This is a genomic window from Formosa undariae, from assembly GCF_042427615.1.
GTDB classification, from domain to species: Bacteria; Bacteroidota; Bacteroidia; order Flavobacteriales; family Flavobacteriaceae; genus Formosa; species Formosa undariae.
Map to the genome: position 1 here is coordinate 12,821 of NZ_JBHMEZ010000030.1, position 18,634 is coordinate 31,454.

18 protein-coding genes are annotated in these 18,634 nt (G+C 34.3%); 7 read left to right on the forward strand and 11 right to left on the reverse strand.

Annotation, left to right across the window (positions count from 1 at the left end; genetic code table 11):
- Window positions 1-88: 88 nt before the first annotated feature.
- From aqpZ to hemN, 4 genes are all read right to left on the reverse strand, one after another.
- Complete coding sequence (gene aqpZ, locus ACFFVB_RS16395) at window positions 89-796, reverse strand: aquaporin Z (protein ID WP_382384347.1); 708 nt, start codon at window positions 794-796, stop codon at window positions 89-91.
- A gap of 117 nt (window positions 797-913) precedes the next feature.
- Entirely contained in the window at window positions 914-1,453 is a 540-nt protein-coding gene (locus ACFFVB_RS16400) for a lipocalin family protein (RefSeq protein ID WP_382384310.1), read from the reverse strand.
- 196 nt (window positions 1,454-1,649) lie between these two features.
- The gene (locus tag ACFFVB_RS16405; protein ID WP_382384311.1) at window positions 1,650-1,817 is read right to left on the reverse strand and encodes a hypothetical protein; all 168 of its coding nucleotides are present in this window, start codon (window positions 1,815-1,817) and stop codon (window positions 1,650-1,652) included.
- Between the two features lie 54 nt (window positions 1,818-1,871).
- Entirely contained in the window at window positions 1,872-3,236 is a 1,365-nt protein-coding gene (hemN, locus tag ACFFVB_RS16410; protein WP_382384348.1) for an oxygen-independent coproporphyrinogen III oxidase, read from the reverse strand.
- Window positions 3,237-3,597: 361 nt separating this feature from the next.
- On the opposite strand from hemN, the gene ACFFVB_RS16415 reads away from it, so the two are divergent.
- The 4 genes from ACFFVB_RS16415 to era all read left to right on the forward strand — a co-directional run bounded on the left by ACFFVB_RS16415 (window position 3,598) and on the right by era (window position 6,600).
- Complete coding sequence (locus ACFFVB_RS16415; protein ID WP_382384312.1) at window positions 3,598-4,872, forward strand: DEAD/DEAH box helicase; 1,275 nt, start codon at window positions 3,598-3,600, stop codon at window positions 4,870-4,872.
- 3 nt (window positions 4,873-4,875) lie between these two features.
- A complete protein-coding gene (locus ACFFVB_RS16420) occupies window positions 4,876-5,100 on the forward strand; it encodes a VF530 family protein (protein WP_382384313.1) in 225 nt (74 codons plus the stop codon).
- A gap of 54 nt (window positions 5,101-5,154) precedes the next feature.
- Entirely contained in the window at window positions 5,155-5,565 is a 411-nt protein-coding gene (locus ACFFVB_RS16425) for a hypothetical protein (protein ID WP_382384314.1), read from the forward strand.
- Between the two features lie 150 nt (window positions 5,566-5,715).
- Window positions 5,716-6,600, forward strand: coding sequence for a GTPase Era (era, locus tag ACFFVB_RS16430; RefSeq protein WP_382384315.1), 885 nt, complete (start codon window positions 5,716-5,718; stop codon window positions 6,598-6,600).
- 4 nt (window positions 6,601-6,604) lie between these two features.
- On the opposite strand, the gene ACFFVB_RS16435 is transcribed toward era, so the two are convergent.
- A complete protein-coding gene (locus tag ACFFVB_RS16435; protein WP_382384316.1) occupies window positions 6,605-7,099 on the reverse strand; it encodes a GTP-binding protein in 495 nt (164 codons plus the stop codon).
- 84 nt (window positions 7,100-7,183) lie between these two features.
- Between ACFFVB_RS16435 and der the strand changes: the two genes are divergently transcribed.
- Both der and ACFFVB_RS16445 read left to right on the forward strand, forming a co-directional pair.
- The gene (der, locus tag ACFFVB_RS16440) at window positions 7,184-8,491 is read left to right on the forward strand and encodes a ribosome biogenesis GTPase Der (RefSeq protein WP_382384317.1); all 1,308 of its coding nucleotides are present in this window, start codon (window positions 7,184-7,186) and stop codon (window positions 8,489-8,491) included.
- A 215-nt stretch (window positions 8,492-8,706) separates the two neighbouring features.
- Window positions 8,707-11,412 (forward strand): outer membrane beta-barrel protein, encoded by a 2,706-nt coding sequence (locus ACFFVB_RS16445; RefSeq protein WP_382384318.1) that lies wholly within the window; start codon window positions 8,707-8,709, stop codon window positions 11,410-11,412.
- Window positions 11,413-11,452: 40 nt separating this feature from the next.
- Here the strand turns inward: ACFFVB_RS16445 and ACFFVB_RS16450 are convergent, their stop codons facing one another.
- The 6 genes from ACFFVB_RS16450 to ACFFVB_RS16475 all read right to left on the reverse strand — a co-directional run bounded on the left by ACFFVB_RS16450 (window position 11,453) and on the right by ACFFVB_RS16475 (window position 15,787).
- The gene (locus ACFFVB_RS16450) at window positions 11,453-12,385 is read right to left on the reverse strand and encodes a mechanosensitive ion channel family protein (RefSeq protein ID WP_382384319.1); all 933 of its coding nucleotides are present in this window, start codon (window positions 12,383-12,385) and stop codon (window positions 11,453-11,455) included.
- A gap of 223 nt (window positions 12,386-12,608) precedes the next feature.
- On the reverse strand, window positions 12,609-13,424 hold the full coding sequence (locus ACFFVB_RS16455) for a TPM domain-containing protein (protein ID WP_382384320.1): 816 nt from the start codon (window positions 13,422-13,424) through the stop codon (window positions 12,609-12,611).
- 3 nt (window positions 13,425-13,427) lie between these two features.
- On the reverse strand, window positions 13,428-13,868 hold the full coding sequence (locus ACFFVB_RS16460) for a TPM domain-containing protein (RefSeq protein ID WP_382384321.1): 441 nt from the start codon (window positions 13,866-13,868) through the stop codon (window positions 13,428-13,430).
- Window positions 13,869-13,874: 6 nt separating this feature from the next.
- On the reverse strand, window positions 13,875-14,474 hold the full coding sequence (locus ACFFVB_RS16465) for a LemA family protein (RefSeq protein ID WP_382384322.1): 600 nt from the start codon (window positions 14,472-14,474) through the stop codon (window positions 13,875-13,877).
- A gap of 12 nt (window positions 14,475-14,486) precedes the next feature.
- Window positions 14,487-14,816, reverse strand: a complete 330-nt coding sequence (locus ACFFVB_RS16470; protein WP_382384323.1) for a MerR family transcriptional regulator — start codon at window positions 14,814-14,816, stop codon at window positions 14,487-14,489.
- Window positions 14,816-15,787 carry a M23 family metallopeptidase gene (locus ACFFVB_RS16475; protein WP_382384324.1) on the reverse strand — a complete coding sequence of 324 codons (972 nt, stop codon included), beginning with the start codon at window positions 15,785-15,787 and terminating at the stop codon, window positions 14,816-14,818. Before ACFFVB_RS16475 ends, ACFFVB_RS16470 begins: the two co-directional genes overlap by 1 nt.
- A 225-nt stretch (window positions 15,788-16,012) precedes the next feature.
- On the opposite strand from ACFFVB_RS16475, the gene alaS reads away from it, so the two are divergent.
- A complete protein-coding gene (gene alaS, locus ACFFVB_RS16480) occupies window positions 16,013-18,631 on the forward strand; it encodes an alanine--tRNA ligase (protein WP_382384325.1) in 2,619 nt (872 codons plus the stop codon).
- Window positions 18,632-18,634: the final 3 nt, after the last annotated feature.

Here is an 18,634-nt window from a genome sequence, read left to right on the forward strand (position 1 = left end):
AAGGAAAGGCATAAAAATAAAGAATCTACTTTTTAACTAACGCTTTGTGAGTTAAAAAGTAGATTCTTTTATGAAACTTTAATAAAATCTAAGCTGTTTTTTCTGGAGATATAAATTTGTAAACCACACCAGCGATTATTGCTCCTACAATAGGGGCAACCCAAAATAACCATAATTGTCCCAAAGCCCAGTCGCCAACAAATAAGGCCTGACTTGTACTTCTTGCCGGGTTTACAGAGGTGTTGGTAACAGGAATACTAATTAAATGGATAAGAGTTAGTCCTAAACCAATGGCTAAACCACCAAAACCTTTAGGGGCTTTCGAGTGCGTGGCGCCTAAAATTATCATTAAAAACATGAATGTCATAACAACTTCAGTAACTAAAGCAGATAGCATATTATAGCCATCTGGAGAATGTTCGCCATAACCGTTAGCCGCAAAGCCACCTAGTTCAAATCCTGCTTTTCCTGAAGCAATAAGATATAAAATTCCGGCTCCTAAAATTCCACCAAGTACTTGTGCTATAATATAAGGTACAACGTCTTTCTTATCGAAACGTCCGCCAACTGTAAGTCCGATGGTGACCGCTGGGTTTAAATGACATCCTGAAATATGCCCGATGGCATACGCCATAGTTAATACGGTAAGACCAAAAGCCATTGCGACTCCTACAAATCCTATTCCTAATTCTGGGTATCCTGCAGCTAATACTGCACTACCACATCCGCCTAATACAAGCCACATGGTGCCTATAAATTCTGCTACTAATTTTTTCATAAAGTTGGTTTTATTGATTAATTATTAAATTAATTACGTTTTAAAACAGGAACGCTTCTTAATTTTAACACACTAAATATGCGAAAAATTTAGAAATAATTTAAGAAAACTTTATGAATTAGTGCTTCTTGACGTTTAAGATTTAGTATGTTCTACCCAAATAAGGTCTTCAATATTATAGCCAATTGCCTTAGCTTGATTTAAGAAATCTTGTTTTATATTTTCAGGAATAGTTGTTTCTCGAGATAAAATCCACAGATATTCTAAATTTTTTCCTGCGACTAGAGCGTATTTATAATTGTCGGCTAGGGCAATGACATTGTATCCTGAATAAAACGGACCGAAAAAGGAAACTTTTAATTTTGCAATAGTATCACTACCTATAAATTTAGCTTTTCCGTCGGCTTCTGTCCATTCCTCTTTTACATAATTATAACCTCTATTTACAACTTTAATAGATTCATCTGGGTTGATGGAATAATTTGCCGTGGTGTTGTTCAGGTTTTTTTCGAATTTGAAATCTAAACGTGCAATTTCATACCATTTACCAAGATATTTTTCTTTTTTAAACGGACTAACAGCCTCAGCTTTATCAGGGATTGTGGCGCAAGATGTAAATATTATAGCAGTTAACACGATTAAGGCTCCAGGTATGACGTATTTTGAATATTTCATTAGATACTATTTTAAATATTGAACATGTATTTATGAACTGTAATTTTATCAATTTTAATGCAATAATGAGGATGGTATTACATGTTTTTTTGATTTAAATGAATACACTAAAGATGACAAAATACCTTAGATTTTATATTGAAAAAGGGAAGCTCATGCTTCCCTTATATATTGAGTGATATAAATATAAGTGTATTTAAGCTTGTTTCCTTTTAAGAAAAGGCCCTGTTAATAATAAACCAATGCCACTTCCAAAGGCAATACCTTTAAAGAAATCGAATGCATCATTTTGAAGATAATAATGCAAGAATACTCCTGCACTAATACTTAATATCCCTAAAATAAAAGTTGTTTTCGTTTTCATGCATTTACCATTTTAAGAAAGTAAGTTAATAATTTTTTTTGAAAAAGCATGAGGTTAAATGGTCATTGAAAACAGTTTAGTTTCTGGTTTACTTTCATGCAGTTTTAAATCGAAGGCCATGCAAATATTTCTAATAAACATGCGACCCTCTTCCTTTACAATTAAATGATCTTCAAAAATATCTAGAATGCCATCAGCTTCCATTTCTTTTAAATGCGATAATATTTCAGGAAGTGCATTTAGTTTCATCTCAGGATTTTTCCAAGAGGTTTCAAGATTACACATAATATTAAGAATGTGTTGTCTCACGACTAAGTCTTCGTTATCTAATAAATGACCTTTAAATATAGGTAATTCATTCGCTTCTAAACGGGCATAATAATCGTCTATACTTTTTTCATTCTGGGCAAAACTATACCAAGAATCACTAATAGACGACACGCCTAAACCAATCATGAGTTTTGTTTTTCCAGAGGTATAGCCCATGAAATTACGGTGTAGATTTTTGTTTTTCATAGACACGTACATGCTGTCTGTCGGTAATGCAAAATGATCCATGCCAATTTCTACATAACCGGCATCGAAAAATAATTGCTTCCCTAATTCGTACAACGCACGTTTTTCGTTATCCTGAGGTAAATCGGAGTCTTTAAAACCGCGCTGTCCATTTCCTTTAATCCATGGCACATGTGCATAGCTGTAGTAGGCAATACGATCGGGTTTTAATTCGACTGTTTTTTTAATGGTTTCCCGAATACTATCTTCGGTTTGAAAAGGTAAACCAAAAATTAAATCATGACTTACAGAATCGTAACCAATGGCACGAGAATCTTCAGTAACCCGTTTTACGGCTTCAAAAGATTGTATACGGTGAATCGCTTTTTGTACTTTAGGATCATAATCTTGAATACCAAAACTGTTACGTGTAAACCCTAAATCGAATAAGACTTGCAGTTGTTCTTTGCTAGTGTAATTTGGGTGGCCTTCGTAGCTAAATTCAAAATCCTTAGCTTTATTGGCTGTTTTAAAAATACCATGAATTAATTTCGCTAAATTTTCAGACGAAAAAAATGTTGGTGTTCCTCCGCCCAAATGTATTTCTTTTATGTTCGGTTTGTCTTCTAGAATATCGCAATACATACGCCATTCTTTTAATACCATATCTACATAAGGCACTTCTACACCGTGCTGTTTTGTAATGCGTTTGTTACACGCGCAAAACGTGCATAAACTTTCGCAAAACGGTAGGTGAATGTAAAGGCTAATGCCTTCGGTAGTATTCGATTCTTTAAAAGATTTTTTAATAGTAGTAATCCAGTTTTCTAAAGTAATCCCGTCTTTATCCCAATATGGAACGGTCGGGTAGCTGGTATAACGTGGGCCTGGAATGTTGTATTTCTGAATTAAATTATGCATAATATTATAATATTTTACTTCAGAATAATACACATTCTAAAGCTGATAATCGGAGTGTAAAAATACGATTTATTTAGCGGATGCTTTACTCTTTTATGAATATTGTAAGGGCAGATTAGAATTCATGTTTTCAATTTAAGAATATGAATTTTAAGTCTTAAATAATCACTTTTTTAACAATGAGAAGTGGGCGACTTAAGTTTAAAACAAACTAATTATTAGAGGTTTAAGTGTTGTGCTTTTGATTCAAATTTAGTAAGTCTTCTTAAAATGATGCTATTCATGAAAAATTAAACGTACTTTTGCAACTTCATAAAGAATGATATCAAAATAAATAGGATGTCATTTTCTTCAATACTAATGTATGTCATTTAATTCACTAGGCCTATCTGATGCCTTATTGAAAGCAATCAATAAAAAAGGATACGACACGCCATCTCCAATACAAGAAAAAGCAATTCCACCCATTTTAGAAGGGAAGGATGTATTGGCGTCGGCACAAACAGGTACAGGTAAAACCGCGGGTTTTACATTACCATTACTTCAAATTTTAAGCGAAGGAACAACAAAAAGACACCGCCCAGTGCGCGCTTTAATACTTACGCCAACGCGAGAATTGGCAGCACAGATTTTTGAAAACGTAAAAGAATACAGCGAATTTTTAGATATTAGATCGGCTGTAATTTTTGGAGGTGTGAATCAAAAACCACAAGCAGCAACAATTAAGCGTGGTGTAGATGTTTTAGTAGCAACTCCAGGACGATTATTAGATTTATGTAACCAAAATATATTGTCTTTAGCAAGTGTAGAAATATTTGTTTTAGACGAAGCAGACCGCATGTTAGACATGGGATTTGTTAGAGATATAGAACGTATAATCAAGTTAATTCCTAAGAAACGTCAGAATTTAATGTTTTCTGCAACGTTCTCTAAGGACATTAAAAAATTAGCGAACGGCATCTTAACGTATCCAGTTTCTGTTGAGGCAACTCCAGAAAACACGACTGTTGAGGTTATTCAGCAAAAAGTATATCGTGTGGCTAAAGCTAAGAAAACGGACTTGATTATTAAATTAATTTCGGAAGGTAACTGGCAACAGGTTTTAGTGTTTACAAGAACTAAACATGGTGCTAATAATCTGACTAAAAAAATGATTTCTTCGGGAATTACAGCCGCAGCCATTCATGGAAATAAAAGTCAAGGTGCAAGAACAAAAGCATTAGAAGGTTTTAAAAATGGAAGTATTCGTGTTATGGTAGCAACAGATATCGCTGCTAGAGGACTGGATATTCCGTTATTACCTCACGTTATTAACTTCGAGATTCCTAATATTTCTGAAGATTACGTTCACCGTATTGGTAGAACGGGTAGAGCAGGAGCAAGTGGAGAAGCCATATCGTTGGTAAGTGCAGACGAAACCTCTTTCTTAACTGATATTCAGAAATTAATCGGAATGAAAATTCCTATTGAAATTGTTGAAGGTTTTGAACCAGATCCAAATGCATCTACCGAACCTATTAAACAAGGAGGTGCTAGAAATAGAACCCCAAGAGGAGGTGGAAACAGCAAGTCTAGTAAAAGTACAACTAAAAGTAGTGCTTCTAATTCTGGTCGTAGAACTAGAGATAGAAGAAATTAAGTTATGGAAAGTCAACCAAATAATCCCTTGCATGGTGTAAAACTAGAACAGATTTTAGTTGATCTTGAAGCATATTATGGATGGGAATATATGGGCTACAATATTAAAATACGTTGCTTTACAGAAAATCCTTCTATTAAGTCGAGTTTGAAATTTCTACGACGAACACCTTGGGCGAGAACTAAAGTAGAACAGATGTATTTAAAGATGCTTAAGAAAAAGGGATAGTCTGCTTGAAACAAGATCATTAAAAATCCATAACTATCATATTAAACAATTATCATGAAAAAAATATTAGTAATATTATCCTTAAGTTTTGCTGCCTTTTATAGTTGTGATTCTGCAAAATCAAGTACAAGCTCTAGTTCAACTTCTATTGCTAATTCAGCTATTTCAAGTATGAGTGCAGACCAACTGAAGTCTTTTTTTTTAAATAGCACAGAGGCTCAGAGTCAAGTAAAAAATGCTTTAGTTTCTAATCCGGACGCTTCATTAAGTAAAAAAGTTACAGATTATTTAACTACGAGTTCTGATACTAAATCTCAGATTTCAGATTACTTAGGAGGTTCAGGTACGAAATCAAAATTATTACAATACGCCATGAGTAATCCAGAATTAACAAGTAAAGTAATGAGTTGGATATCTAGTAACCCAGAGATTTTAAAACAAGCTATGAGTTTAATAGGGATGTAATCTTATTAAAATCTAATATATTAAAGCGATTAAGAGCAGTCTTGGTCGCTTTTTTACTTTAAATTGAATTGAAAATAAAGTATTATGTTCGTAAAAGCGGATATAATAAACCAAGGTTGTAACTTTGCAATCACTAAAATGCAGTAAAAGATGAATCATAAAGCAGGTTTTGTAAATATTATAGGTAATCCAAACGTTGGGAAGTCAACATTAATGAACGCGTTTGTAGGTGAGAAATTATCGATTATCACTTCTAAAGCACAAACCACGCGTCATCGTATTTTAGGAATTGTAAATGGAGACGATTTTCAGGTCATTTTATCTGATACTCCTGGGATTATAAAACCAGCTTACGAATTGCAATCGTCTATGATGGATTTCGTGAAGTCTGCTTTCGAAGATGCCGATGTTTTAGTATACATGGTTGAAATTGGAGAAACGGAGTTGAAAGACGAAGCCTTCTTTAATAAAATTACTGCAGCTAAAATTCCTGTTTTATTACTACTTAATAAGATCGATAAATCAGATCAAGGGCAATTAGAAGAGCAAGTGGGTTTATGGAGCAGTAAAGTTCCAAATGCTGAGATTTTTCCAATTTCTGCATTAGAAGGATTTAATGTTTCAGAAGTATTTAATCGTATTATCGAATTACTTCCAGATTCGCCACCATTCTATCCAAAAGATCAGTTAACCGATAAGCCAGAGCGTTTCTTTATTAATGAAACCATTCGTGAAAAGATCCTAATACATTACAAAAAGGAGATTCCTTATGCTGTTGAGGTGGATACGGAAGAGTTTTTTGAAGAAGAACAAATCATTCGTGTGCGTTCGGTAATTATGGTTGAACGTGAAACACAAAAAGGAATTATAATCGGTCATAAAGGTTCGGCTTTAAAACGTGTAGGTGTTGAAGCAAGAAAAGATTTAGAAAAATTCTTTGGGAAACAAATTCACTTAGAACTGTATGTAAAAGTGAATAAAAACTGGCGTTCTAATTCGCAACAATTGCGTCGTTTTGGGTACAATCAGAAATAAAATGCTATAAATTTAGATTATTTTTCATGAACTCATGTAAAATAATCATGTCATTTTTACCTTTTGCTCGGCCTGCACGTCCCATAAAGTACAGTGCAAACCAGAGGGCAATCATGGTTATACAAACTCCTAATTGAACACCATAAGACGTGTTTAAAGCCCAGTTTGTATAGCCCCAAACACCGAAGCCTAGAAAAAGCATCCCCACTACAAAATGTAAAAACATAAATAAGGTCCAAACGGTTGGATTGGGGCCGAAAAGCCCATGAAGCTTGCAGTTCCCGTTTTCTGACTCGTTAATTTCAAGATGTAATTGTGGCGACCAGAAGTGCTGTTTATGCTTCGGAATACGAATAAAAACATGATCGTCTACACGAGAAACCACAAAATTGGTTTGGGTGTCTTTAAGATTTTCAAAGGTTGATAAAACATCTTCATTACACTTAGGTAAATCCATGTTAAACCGAGGACGAAGCACAATGTCGTTTTCTAATATCATTTTTTTCAAATCTTTAGCGAATGCGTGAAAATACAGTTTTTTCTTAAACTTGTAAACACTACCTTTGCAGACAATTAAAAGTATATGAGTAATATAGTAGCCATAGTAGGAAGACCAAATGTTGGAAAGTCAACATTTTTCAATCGTTTAATACAACGACGTGAAGCCATTGTAGATGCCGTTAGTGGGGTTACTCGCGATAGACATTACGGGAAAAGTGATTGGAACGGAAAAGAATTTTCGTTAATCGATACAGGAGGATATGTAAAAGGAAGTGACGATGTTTTCGAGGCTGAGATCGATAAGCAGGTAGTTTTGGCTATTGAAGAAGCTGATGCCATTATTTTTATGGTTGATGTGGAAACAGGAGTTACAGGAATGGATGAAGATGTAGCTAGATTGTTACGTAAAGTAACTAAGCCTGTATTTTTAGTAGTTAATAAAGTAGATAACGGAAAACGTGCCGAAGACGCTGTAGAATTTTATTCTTTAGGTCTAGGTGAATATTTCACAGTTGCAAGTATAAACGGTAGTGGAACAGGAGATTTATTAGATGCTCTTGTTGAAGCGTTACCAGAACAAGAAGAGGAAGAAGAGCAAGAAGCTTTACCTCGTTTTGCTGTTGTTGGTCGTCCGAATGCAGGAAAATCATCATTTATAAATGCTTTAATTGGTGAAGAACGTTACATTGTTACAGATGTCGCAGGAACAACAAGAGATTCTATCGATACAAGATATAATCGTTTCGGATTCGAATTTAATTTAGTCGATACGGCAGGAATTCGTCGTAAGTCTAAAGTAAAGGAAGATTTAGAATTTTATTCAGTAATGCGTAGTGTACGTGCTATCGAGCATAGTGATGTTTGTATTATTGTTTTAGATGCAACTAGAGGATTTGACGGACAAGTTCAGAATATCTTTTGGTTAGCAGAACGTAATAGAAAAGGGATTGTTATTCTTGTAAATAAGTGGGATTTAGTTGAAAAAGAAACAAATTCGGCTAAAGAATTCGAAAGACAAATTCGTCGTGAGATGGAACCTTTTACAGATGTGCCAATTGTATTTATTTCGGTGTTAAACAAACAACGTATTTTTAAAGCTATTGAAACGGCAGTAGAAGTTTATAAAAACAGATCTAAGAAAATTAAAACGAGTGTTTTAAACGAAGTGATGTTGCCTATTATAGAAAGCTATCCTCCGCCAGCATATAAAGCAAAATTTGTTAAAATTAAGTTTATCACGCAGTTGCCTACATCGCAACCACAATTTGCATTCTTCTGTAATTTACCACAGTATGTAAAAGATTCGTATAAACGATTTTTAGAAAATAAATTACGTGAGCATTTCGATTTTAATGGTGTACCCGTAAGTGTGTATATGCGTAAAAAATAGAATTGTTTTTTTATAATAAAAGACCCAAAGCCCGTTCTTATTTAGAGCGGGCTTTTTTTATGTGGTAAGACTTCACTTTTAAAAAATATCAAGACTTATATTAATTTTTTTTATTTTTAGAGTCTAATAATAATATTAGGTGAGCTAATCTTTTTTATATCAAGTTTTTAGCGAAAACATCATAATCTCCCAAGTCGAGTAAAGTATTTAATTCCATGAAGTATTTCCTTGTTTTTTTATTGTCCTTAGTTTCATTTTTATCATTCTCACAAACAAAACGCTTTGAAGTATCTGGAATCTTATATGCAGAAGATTTGGATGAACCTTTAGAGGCCGCAACAGTATATTTACAGCGTATCCAGGATAGTTCTTTAGTTGCTTATGGTATAACAGATCGGAAAGGTGAATTCAAAATTGAAGGTAAAACACCAGATAATCGTTTAAATGTTTTCATGTCTTATTTGGGATATAAAACCTATGCTAAGGTTATTGAAATAGATTCCGAAATCATAAAATTGCCCACCTTAAGATTAGAATCCGAGGATAATGCTTTAGACGAAATAATAATAAAATCTACAGCTCCAATAACATTCAAGACAGATACTTTAGAGTATAATGCGAAGTCTTTTAAAACAAAGAAAGATGCTAATGTAGAAGATGTATTAAAAGTATTACCAGGGGTAGAGATTGATGAAAATGGGACCATTACGGTAAATGGTGTTGCGGTAGATAATGTTTTGGTTAATGGAAAACCGTTTTTTGGTGACGATCCTTCAATAGCAACAAAAAACTTGACTAAAGACATTATTAAGAAAATTCAAATTGTAGATACAAAAACAAAAGATCAAGCATTTGCTGGTGAAGCCGGAGAACAAGAAAGCAAGACGATTAATTTAACGATTGAAGAAGATAAAAACAAGGGTGAATTCGGACGTTTGTCTGCCGCAGGAGGAACCAATGAACGCTATCAAATGTCTGGTATTTACAATCGTTTTAATGATACGCGCAGAGTAAGCGTATTGGCGGGTGGTAATAATATAAATGCTCCTGGATTTAGTAATGCAGAGCTTAATGATACATTTGGGAGAGACCGAGGGTTTTCTGCAGGCGGAAATGGTATAATTACATCTAAGAATGTTGGTGCTAATTATAACAGTTCTCCTTCAAAATATAATGAGTTTAATACAGATTACTTTTACGCTAGGAGTGATTCTGAAGATCACCGAAAAGTAGATAAGGAAATATTTCTTCCAGATACTAAATATTATACATCTAGTGAATCTAGTAATGTAAAAACAAATCAAAGTCACAAGGCTAACGTATCTTACGAAACTGAATTAGATCCTACATTATTACTTTCTTTCAGACCAAGGTTTCAAGCCAATACGAGTACTAGTAATTGGCTAAGTGAAGAGGAATCTTTTAATGAAGATCGCGAAATCACGAATACATCTGTTAGTAATATACATAGTGTGAATGATTCTGAAGAGTTTTCGGCAAATTTACGCGCTACGAAACGTCTTGGTGAAAAAGGAAGTTTTCTTCGTTTTGAAATGGGCGGACTATTAAAAAATAGTGATTCAGATAAATATTTATTGTCAGAGACTAATTACTTTGGAGACGAACCAAGTGATGAAATTAGAGATCAGTATGGTGATGGAAATCTCTCGGAAACACGAACGAACTCTTCTATACGTTTTAGAAAACCTTTGTTAAAAGATAAAATGTCTTTAGATATGGAGTATAACTATAGAAGTACATTGTCTAAAAGCAAATTATCTACGTTTGATTATGACGAAACAGCACAGGCATACAGCGATTTTAATTTCGATCAGAGTACCGATTTCGAAAATGAAAACATAACCTCTACACCAGAAGTTGGTGTAAGATATCGTGGCGATAAATGGTCTTTTAGAACAGAGTTGGGATACGATTTTATAAACTTATCGTCTATAGATGTGCTACGTCCAGAATTAAATTTTGATCAAGATTTTGCTCAGGTTAGAATAGATGCTCGAATGGGATATGATGTGAAGTCTAAAATGTCTTTTCGTACAGATTACCGTTTAAGAAATGAAGCACCAACAATTTCAGAACTTCAACCTTATGTAAATATTAGTAATCCGTTACATATCATTAAAGGAAATCCGGCTTTAGAGATGACTCAAAACCATAGGATTAATACACGTTTTCATACGAATAGTTACAATAAAGGTTTTGGCTTTTTTGGTTACGTTAACTTGAATGTAGTAGACAATAAAGTGGTGAGTAAGTCGGAAGTCGATGAGAATTTGGTAAAGACCACAACCTACGTGAATGTAAATGGGGCCTATAACGTAAATATGGTTGTGAGTATGTCTCAAAAAATAAAATTAGATTCTATTTCAGACCTTAAAGTTGTAGCAGGATTCTGTCCGAATTTACAACGTAATGTCAATTTTAATAACGATGTACAATATTCTAGTACGGTGCGTTCTTTAGCGCCTTCTGTAGGATTAATTTACGATATAACCGATACAGTAGAGTTTGAATCCTATTACTCAGCTCAGTTTTCTGAGGGTACTTACAGTTTGGATAGTTTTAACGATACTGCTTTTACTATTCATAGATTAAAAGTAAACACCGCCGTGTATTTACTAGATAACTTTGAGTGGAGAAACAATATGAATTTCAATTATAATTCGAACATATCCGATGGGTTTCAAAAAAGTTCTTGGTTTTGGAATAGTACATTGTCTTATGCCGTGTTAAACGATAAGGGCTATGTCACTTTAAAGGCTTACGATATTTTGAATCAAAATACCAACGCCAGTCGTGTTGTAAATGAAGATTACATTCAAGATAGCGAAAGTAATGTATTGCAACAGTATTTTTTAATAGGGTTTAGCTGGAAATTTAATAGTATGGGGGCAAAGAGTTAAGTCCGCTTATATTAAGCATTCTTAGATACGCTTAGCGCCTTTATCTCGGGGGTTGATTAGTGGCTTTGTTTTCTATAACAACACGTGTTCTAGGTAAGCTATCTGGATAATTAATTTGAATGTATTCTATCATCTTTTCACGTATGTGTACACGTAAATCCCAAGCCATAGGCGAGTTTCTAGCACTTACTAGAATTCTGGATTCTACAGTTGTTTCTTTAGATTCAGTTACCTGAAGTACATTTACTTTTCCATCCCATAAATCGGAGGCATTTAAGAGTCTAGTCAGTTCTGTTCTTAAGTCGTTAAATGGGATGTTATAATCTGTATATAAAAAAACGGTACCCATAATATCTGCATTATTTCTGGTCCAATTTTGAAACGGTTTCTCTAAGAAATACGAAGAAGGTAATACCAAGCGTCTTTTGTCCCATACGCGTACAACAACATAAGTTAGATTAATTTCTTCAATCCATCCCCATTCCCCCTCAACAACAACGGCATCATCAATTCTAAAGGGTTGTGTTATGGCTATCTGAATTCCCGCAAGTAATGCCCCAACTACTTTTTGAGCAGATAAACCCAGTATAATACCAGCGACTCCGGCTGAAGCAAAAAGGCCGACTCCAATCTTTCTGATGCCTTCAAAAGACAATAAAATTAATCCAACAGCAACAATAATAATAACAAAAATAATCACCTTTTCTAGGATATTAAACTGCGTATATACTTTTCTAGAATGCAGATTGTCTTCTTGAGAAATATCGTATCGTTTTAAAAACCTTGTTTTAAGTCTGCGTAAAATTATTATCGCTACCCATGCAGATACTGCAATAAATAAATTGTTTTGTTGATCGGCTATAGCTGAAAAATCTAAGCCTGTAAGTTTTGTTACAAAATCGGTTATAAGTTGAAGACTCAAGACGAGGATTAATAAAATACCACTGATTATAAGATTCGTGTTTTTTTTCATAGAAGCCATGTGTTTTAATAGTATTACGTATAGTACTCGTAACGTTTAGCTATGAAAAACAAGTAAGCAATTATGTAGTAATTGTAAAACGTAATTGAAGATCACAGCGTTTATTTTAAAGTTAATCAAAAAGGATATAACTAAAAAAACATAGACCTATGAAGTGTTTAGAAATTAGATAAATAAAAAATAAGGGATGTTTAATTATAAATATGATAATAAACTACCAGCTTCCACCGGCTCCACCACCACTAAATCCACCGCCGCCGAAGCCACCACCAAAACCGCCGCCGCCACTAAAGCCGCCACCGCCAGATGATCCAAAACCACCTCCAAAGCTACCACGCCCCATATTACTTAAAATAATGGCATCTAATATACTTGTAGGTCTGCGGTTATTTCCATTACCTCCACCACCGCCTCCGCGTTTGTTTTTAGAAATGGCAATCATAAAAATAATGAACATAATTATCATGAACACCGCTAATCCAGGAGGAAATCCTTCCTGTTTTGTGGTTTCTCTTACGCCTTGATATTCCCCCATAAGGAGCTGAAATATAGCATCAGATCCTTTATCTAAACCATTGTAAAAGCTACCGCTCTTAAATTCGGGTATAATAACATTTCGTGTAATTTCTCCAACAATACCAGCGGTAAGTCTATGTTCTACACCATAACCCGGTGCAATCCAAATATTACGGTCGTCTTTAGCGAGTAAAATAAAGACTCCGTTATCTTCTTTAGCTTGACCAACACCCCAAGATTGCGCCCATTTAGGAGCTAATAGGCCGATGTTTTCTCCTTTGGTTGTAGAAATTATAGCAACTACAATTTGTGTAGATGTCGAGTCTGAATATTTTACGAGTTTAGTTTCTAGATTGCTCTTTTCTGCAGGAGACAATAAATTGATATAGTCGTAAACACTAGTTTGAAATTCTGGTTTTTTAGGAATATCAAATTGAGCAGTTGCAATTTGCGACGTACAGCATGCGATACAAATCCAAGTAAGTAATAACCAAGTGTTTTTTAATTTTTGCACGATTTATCCGTTTGAAATTTCGTTAGGTAATTCGTTAATATCTGAAGCGTCCCAAGGGAAATTAGCTTTAAGTTCTTTTCCTGCTCTTAGAACACCTTGAACAAGACCTTCTTTAAACTGGCCTTGTTTAAAATGGGATTGGATAACATCTTTTGTGGTATCCCAAAAATCATCAGCAACCACATCATTTATACCTTTATCTCCGTAGATAACAAAGGTTTTATCTTCCACAGCCACATAGATAAGTACACCATTTTGTAGTTTGGTGTTATCCATTTTAAGCATATGAAAAACCTCCATAGCACGTTCGTAAACGTCTATGGAAGTTGTTTTTTCAATATGAATACGGATTTCTCCAGAAGTTTCATTTTCGGCCACACGAATAGCTTCAACAATCTCGTTTTCTTCTTTCTGACTTAAAAATCTTTCTACTTTAGAATCCATTGTTTTTTATTTGAAATCGAAATCGACATCTACTGGTTTTTCTGCACCAGCTTCAGCATCGAAATACGGTTTAGCATCGAAGTTAAACAATCCTGCTAATAAAGAATTAGGGAATGTTTTAACGTGATTATTGTAAGGTTTAATCGCTTCATTATAACGAACACGAGCGGTCTGAATGGTGTTTTCAGTACTTGTTAATTCGTCTTGAAGTTTCAAGAAATTCTGATTCGCTTTTAAATCAGGGTAACGCTCTACAGAAACTAATAATCTAGACAAAGCACTACTTAATCCGCCTTGTGCTTCGTTAAATTGTTTTAATTGTTCCGGAGTAATATTCTCAGGGTTAATCGTTGTAGAGGTTGCTTTAGCACGTGCTTCTATTACATCTGTTAATGTCGATCTTTCAAAATCTGCGGCACCTTGTACTGTTTTTACAAGATTTCCAATAAGGTCGTTTCTACGTTGGTAAGAAGTTTGTACATTTCCCCAAGCTTCACCTACGTTTTCATTTAGTCTTACTGCAGTGTTATTAAATCCTACTCCCCATTTGTAGAATCCCATTACAATAACAGCAATAACGATTACAGGAATTAACCATTTTTTCATGTGTGTTCGTTTTTATAGTTGATTTTTAATTCGAATAAGTTGGCTTTTTATATTTTCCAATTTATCTATAATATCAAAGTTAGTTAAAGTTTTCTTTTTTTCTTCCTTTAAATGCGTTTTTGCGCCTTCTAGTGTGAATCCTCGTTCTTTAACTAAGTGGAATATTAGTTTAAGGTTTTTGATGTCTTCAGGAGTGAACTTTCTGTTCCCTTTGGCATTTTTTTTAGGCTTAAGTGCATCGAATTCTTTTTCCCAAAATCGGATTAAAGAGGCATTAACATCGAATGCTTTGGCAACTTCGCCAATACCATAATAGCGTTTTTCAGGTAAATCTATATGCATTAATCTAAAGATTGGTTTTCTAAAGAAGATTTTTCTAGAAGAATACTGTATTCTTCAGAAGTTAAACTTCCGTAATAGAAATTTGTTGGGTTTATACGTTCATCGTCTTTAAAAATTTCATAGTGTAAATGTGGTGCTTCAGAGCGTCCAGTACTTCCTACAAAACCAATTAAATCGCCACGTTCTACCTTCTGGTTTTTCTTAACATTGTATTTGTAAAGATGCGCATATAAACTGACATATCCATAACCATGATCTATTCTAATATGATTTCCGTAACCCGTAGATTGGTTATCTGCTCTTATCACTGTCCCATCGCCTGTAGCGTAAACAGGAGTTCCTCTAGGTGCGGTGAAATCCATACCATAATGAAATTTACGGGCTTTGGTAAACGGATCTGTTCTGTATCCATAGCCTGAAGCAATTCGTGTTAAATCTACATTGTTTACGGGTTGAATAGCGGGAATTGATGCTAATAATTTTTCTTTGTCTTCGGCTAGCTTTGCAATTTCATCTAAAGATTTCGACTGCACTACAATTTGTTTTTGCAGAATATCTATTTTCTTATTGCTTTCAGTAATTAGCTTAGAATTATCGTAGCCTTCTAATCCTTTATATCTATTTATACCTCCAAAACCAGCTTTACGTTGCTCTTCTGGTATTGGGTTTGCTTCAAAATATATACGATAGATGTTATTGTCTCGATCTTCTACGCTCGCTAAAACTTCAGAAGCTTCATCCATCTTCTTGTTAAGCAAGTCATATTGCAATTGCATATTTGTTAATTCACGCTTTAGGGCTTTCTCTTTAGGTGATTCAACAAAATGGCTAGTTACAAAAACGGTTAGAAATCCAAATAATGCTGTTGCTGTAATAAACCCTAAAATGTATTTAAACGTCTTACGTTTTCTACGTTCTATTTTCCTATAGGAAAGCGTCTCAGGATCATAATAATATTTTACCTTACTCATTATTTAATTTATACTATTTTTGCAATTATAAAGGAAAAACAAGGTGTTAAACCAAGAGTGTTCTGGCAAATCTCAAAAATAATTATGTTACAAATTTAAAAAACTAATGACAATATTTTACGACTTGCCTTAAGCAAACCTGAATTTAACAATATATTTGCACTTTATAACCGAAGAACGACTCCTTAAAAGTAGTCAATATAATAACAGTTTGTTACATATAATATGAAATCTCAAGACATTCGCGCTAAATATTTAGAATTTTTCAAAAGTAAAGGTCATACCATTGTGCCTTCTGCACCTATGGTTTTAAAAAACGATCCTACGTTAATGTTTGTTAATTCGGGAATGGCACCTTTTAAAGAGTACTTTTTAGGGCAAGCGAAACCACCAAATACGCGTTTAACCGATTCTCAAAAATGTTTACGTGTTTCTGGAAAGCATAACGATTTGGAAGAAGTGGGGTACGATACCTATCACCATACCTTATTTGAAATGTTAGGAAACTGGAGTTTTGGGGATTATTTTAAGAAAGAAGCTATTGCGTGGTGTTGGGAGTTATTAACCGAGGTTTACGGAATAGATAAGGACATTTTATATGTTACTGTTTTTGAAGGAGACGAGGCAGATGGTACACCAATGGATCAAGAAGCATACGATTTTTGGAAAGAAATTGTGGCCGAAGATCGCATCCTTATGGGAAACAAAAAAGATAATTTCTGGGAAATGGGAGACCAAGGCCCTTGTGGACCATGTAGTGAAATTCACGTGGATATTAGATCTGCTGAAGAAAAAGCTAAAGTAGATGGGAAATCGTTAGTAAACGAAGATCATCCGCAAGTGGTAGAAATATGGAATTTAGTTTTCATGCAATACAACCGTAAGGCCAACGGAAGTTTAGAAATGCTTCCTAATAAACATATCGATACCGGTATGGGCTTCGAACGTTTATGTATGGTTATGCAAGGCGTACAGTCTAATTACGATACAGATGTATTTACACCAATTATTCGCGAAATTGAAACGATTTCTAAAACAGAGTATGGTAAGGATGAAAAAGTAGATATTGCCATTCGTGTGATTTCAGATCACGTTCGTGCGGTTGCATTTTCTATTGCCGACGGACAATTACCAAGTAATACAGGGGCCGGATATGTGATTCGTAGAATTCTACGTCGTGCCGTACGTTATAGTTTTACGTTTTTAGATCAGAAAGAACCATTTATATATAGATTAGTAAATATACTAAGTACAAAAATGGGAGAGGCATTCCCTGAATTAAAAGCTCAAAAGCAACTGATTCAAAATGTGATAAAAGAGGAAGAAATGTCTTTCTTAAGAACCTTAGACCAAGGTTTAGTATTGTTAAATGGTGTTATAGATCACGCGTCAACTTCTGTAATTTCAGGAGAGAAAGCATTTGAATTATATGATACTTATGGATTTCCAATCGATTTAACATCTTTAATCCTTCGTGAAAAAGGATTGGAATTAGATGAAGCTGGTTTTCATGCAGCCATGGAAAAACAAAAATTGCGATCAAGGTCTGCTAGTGAAATGTCTACAGGCGATTGGACGATTTTAATAGAAGATGCTATTCAAGAATTCGTAGGTTACGATACTTTAGAAGCTCCAGTTAAAATTACAAGATATAGAAAAGTAGTTTCTAAAAAAGAAGGAACCATGTATCAATTAGTATTTAACCTGACACCGTTTTACCCAGAAGGAGGAGGACAAGTTGGTGATAAAGGCTATATTGAATCGTCTAACGGAAACGTTACTTATATTTTAGATACCAAAAAAGAGAATAATGTGGTGTATCATTTAGTGAAAGAGCTTCCTGATGATTTGAACGACATTTTAAAAGCGGGAGTAGATGCGACTCAACGTAACCGCACATCGAGCAACCATACTGCAACGCATTTATTACATCAGGCATTACGTGAGATTTTAGGAGAGCATGTAGAACAAAAAGGTTCTGCTGTACATTCTAAACATTTACGTTTCGATTTTTCTCATTTTTCTAAAGTGACTAACGATCAATTACAAGATATAGAAGATTTTGTAAATGCGCGTATCGAAGGAAAATTACCATTACAAGAACAACGTAATATCCCGATGCAAAAAGCGATAGACGAAGGCGCTATGGCATTGTTTGGTGAAAAATACGGAGATACAGTTCGTGCGATTCGTTTTGGGAAATCTATAGAATTATGTGGAGGTACACACGTACAAAACACATCAGACATTTGGCATTTTAAAATCAAGTCTGAAAGTGCTGTAGCATCTGGAATTCGTAGAATTGAAGCGATTACTAATGATGCTGTGAGAGATTTTTATACAGATAACAGTAGGATTTATTTTGAAATGAAAGAACTGCTTAATAATGCGCAAGAGCCTATTAAAGCACTTCAGAATTTACAAGATGAAAATTCATCCTTAAAAAAGCAAGTAGAAGCACTTTTAAAAGAAAAAGCGAAAAATTTAAAAGGAGAACTTAAAAATGAAATAGAAAGCATTGATAATATTCAGTTTTTAGCAAAAAAAGTAGAATTAGATGCTGCAGGGATTAAAGACTTATCTTTCGAATTGGGAGGTACTTTAGATAATGCGTTCTTAGTTTTTGGATCAGAACAAGACGGAAAAGCATTATTATCATGTTATATTTCTAAAGGGTTAGTAGAAAGTCATAAACTAAACGCAGGACAAGTAGTTCGCGAATTAGGAAAATATATTCAAGGAGGCGGTGGTGGCCAACCATTTTTTGCTACTGCAGGAGGAAAAAAACCTGAAGGTATTGCAGAAGCTTTAGAGGCTGCTAAAAATTATGTAGTAAACGCCTAACAC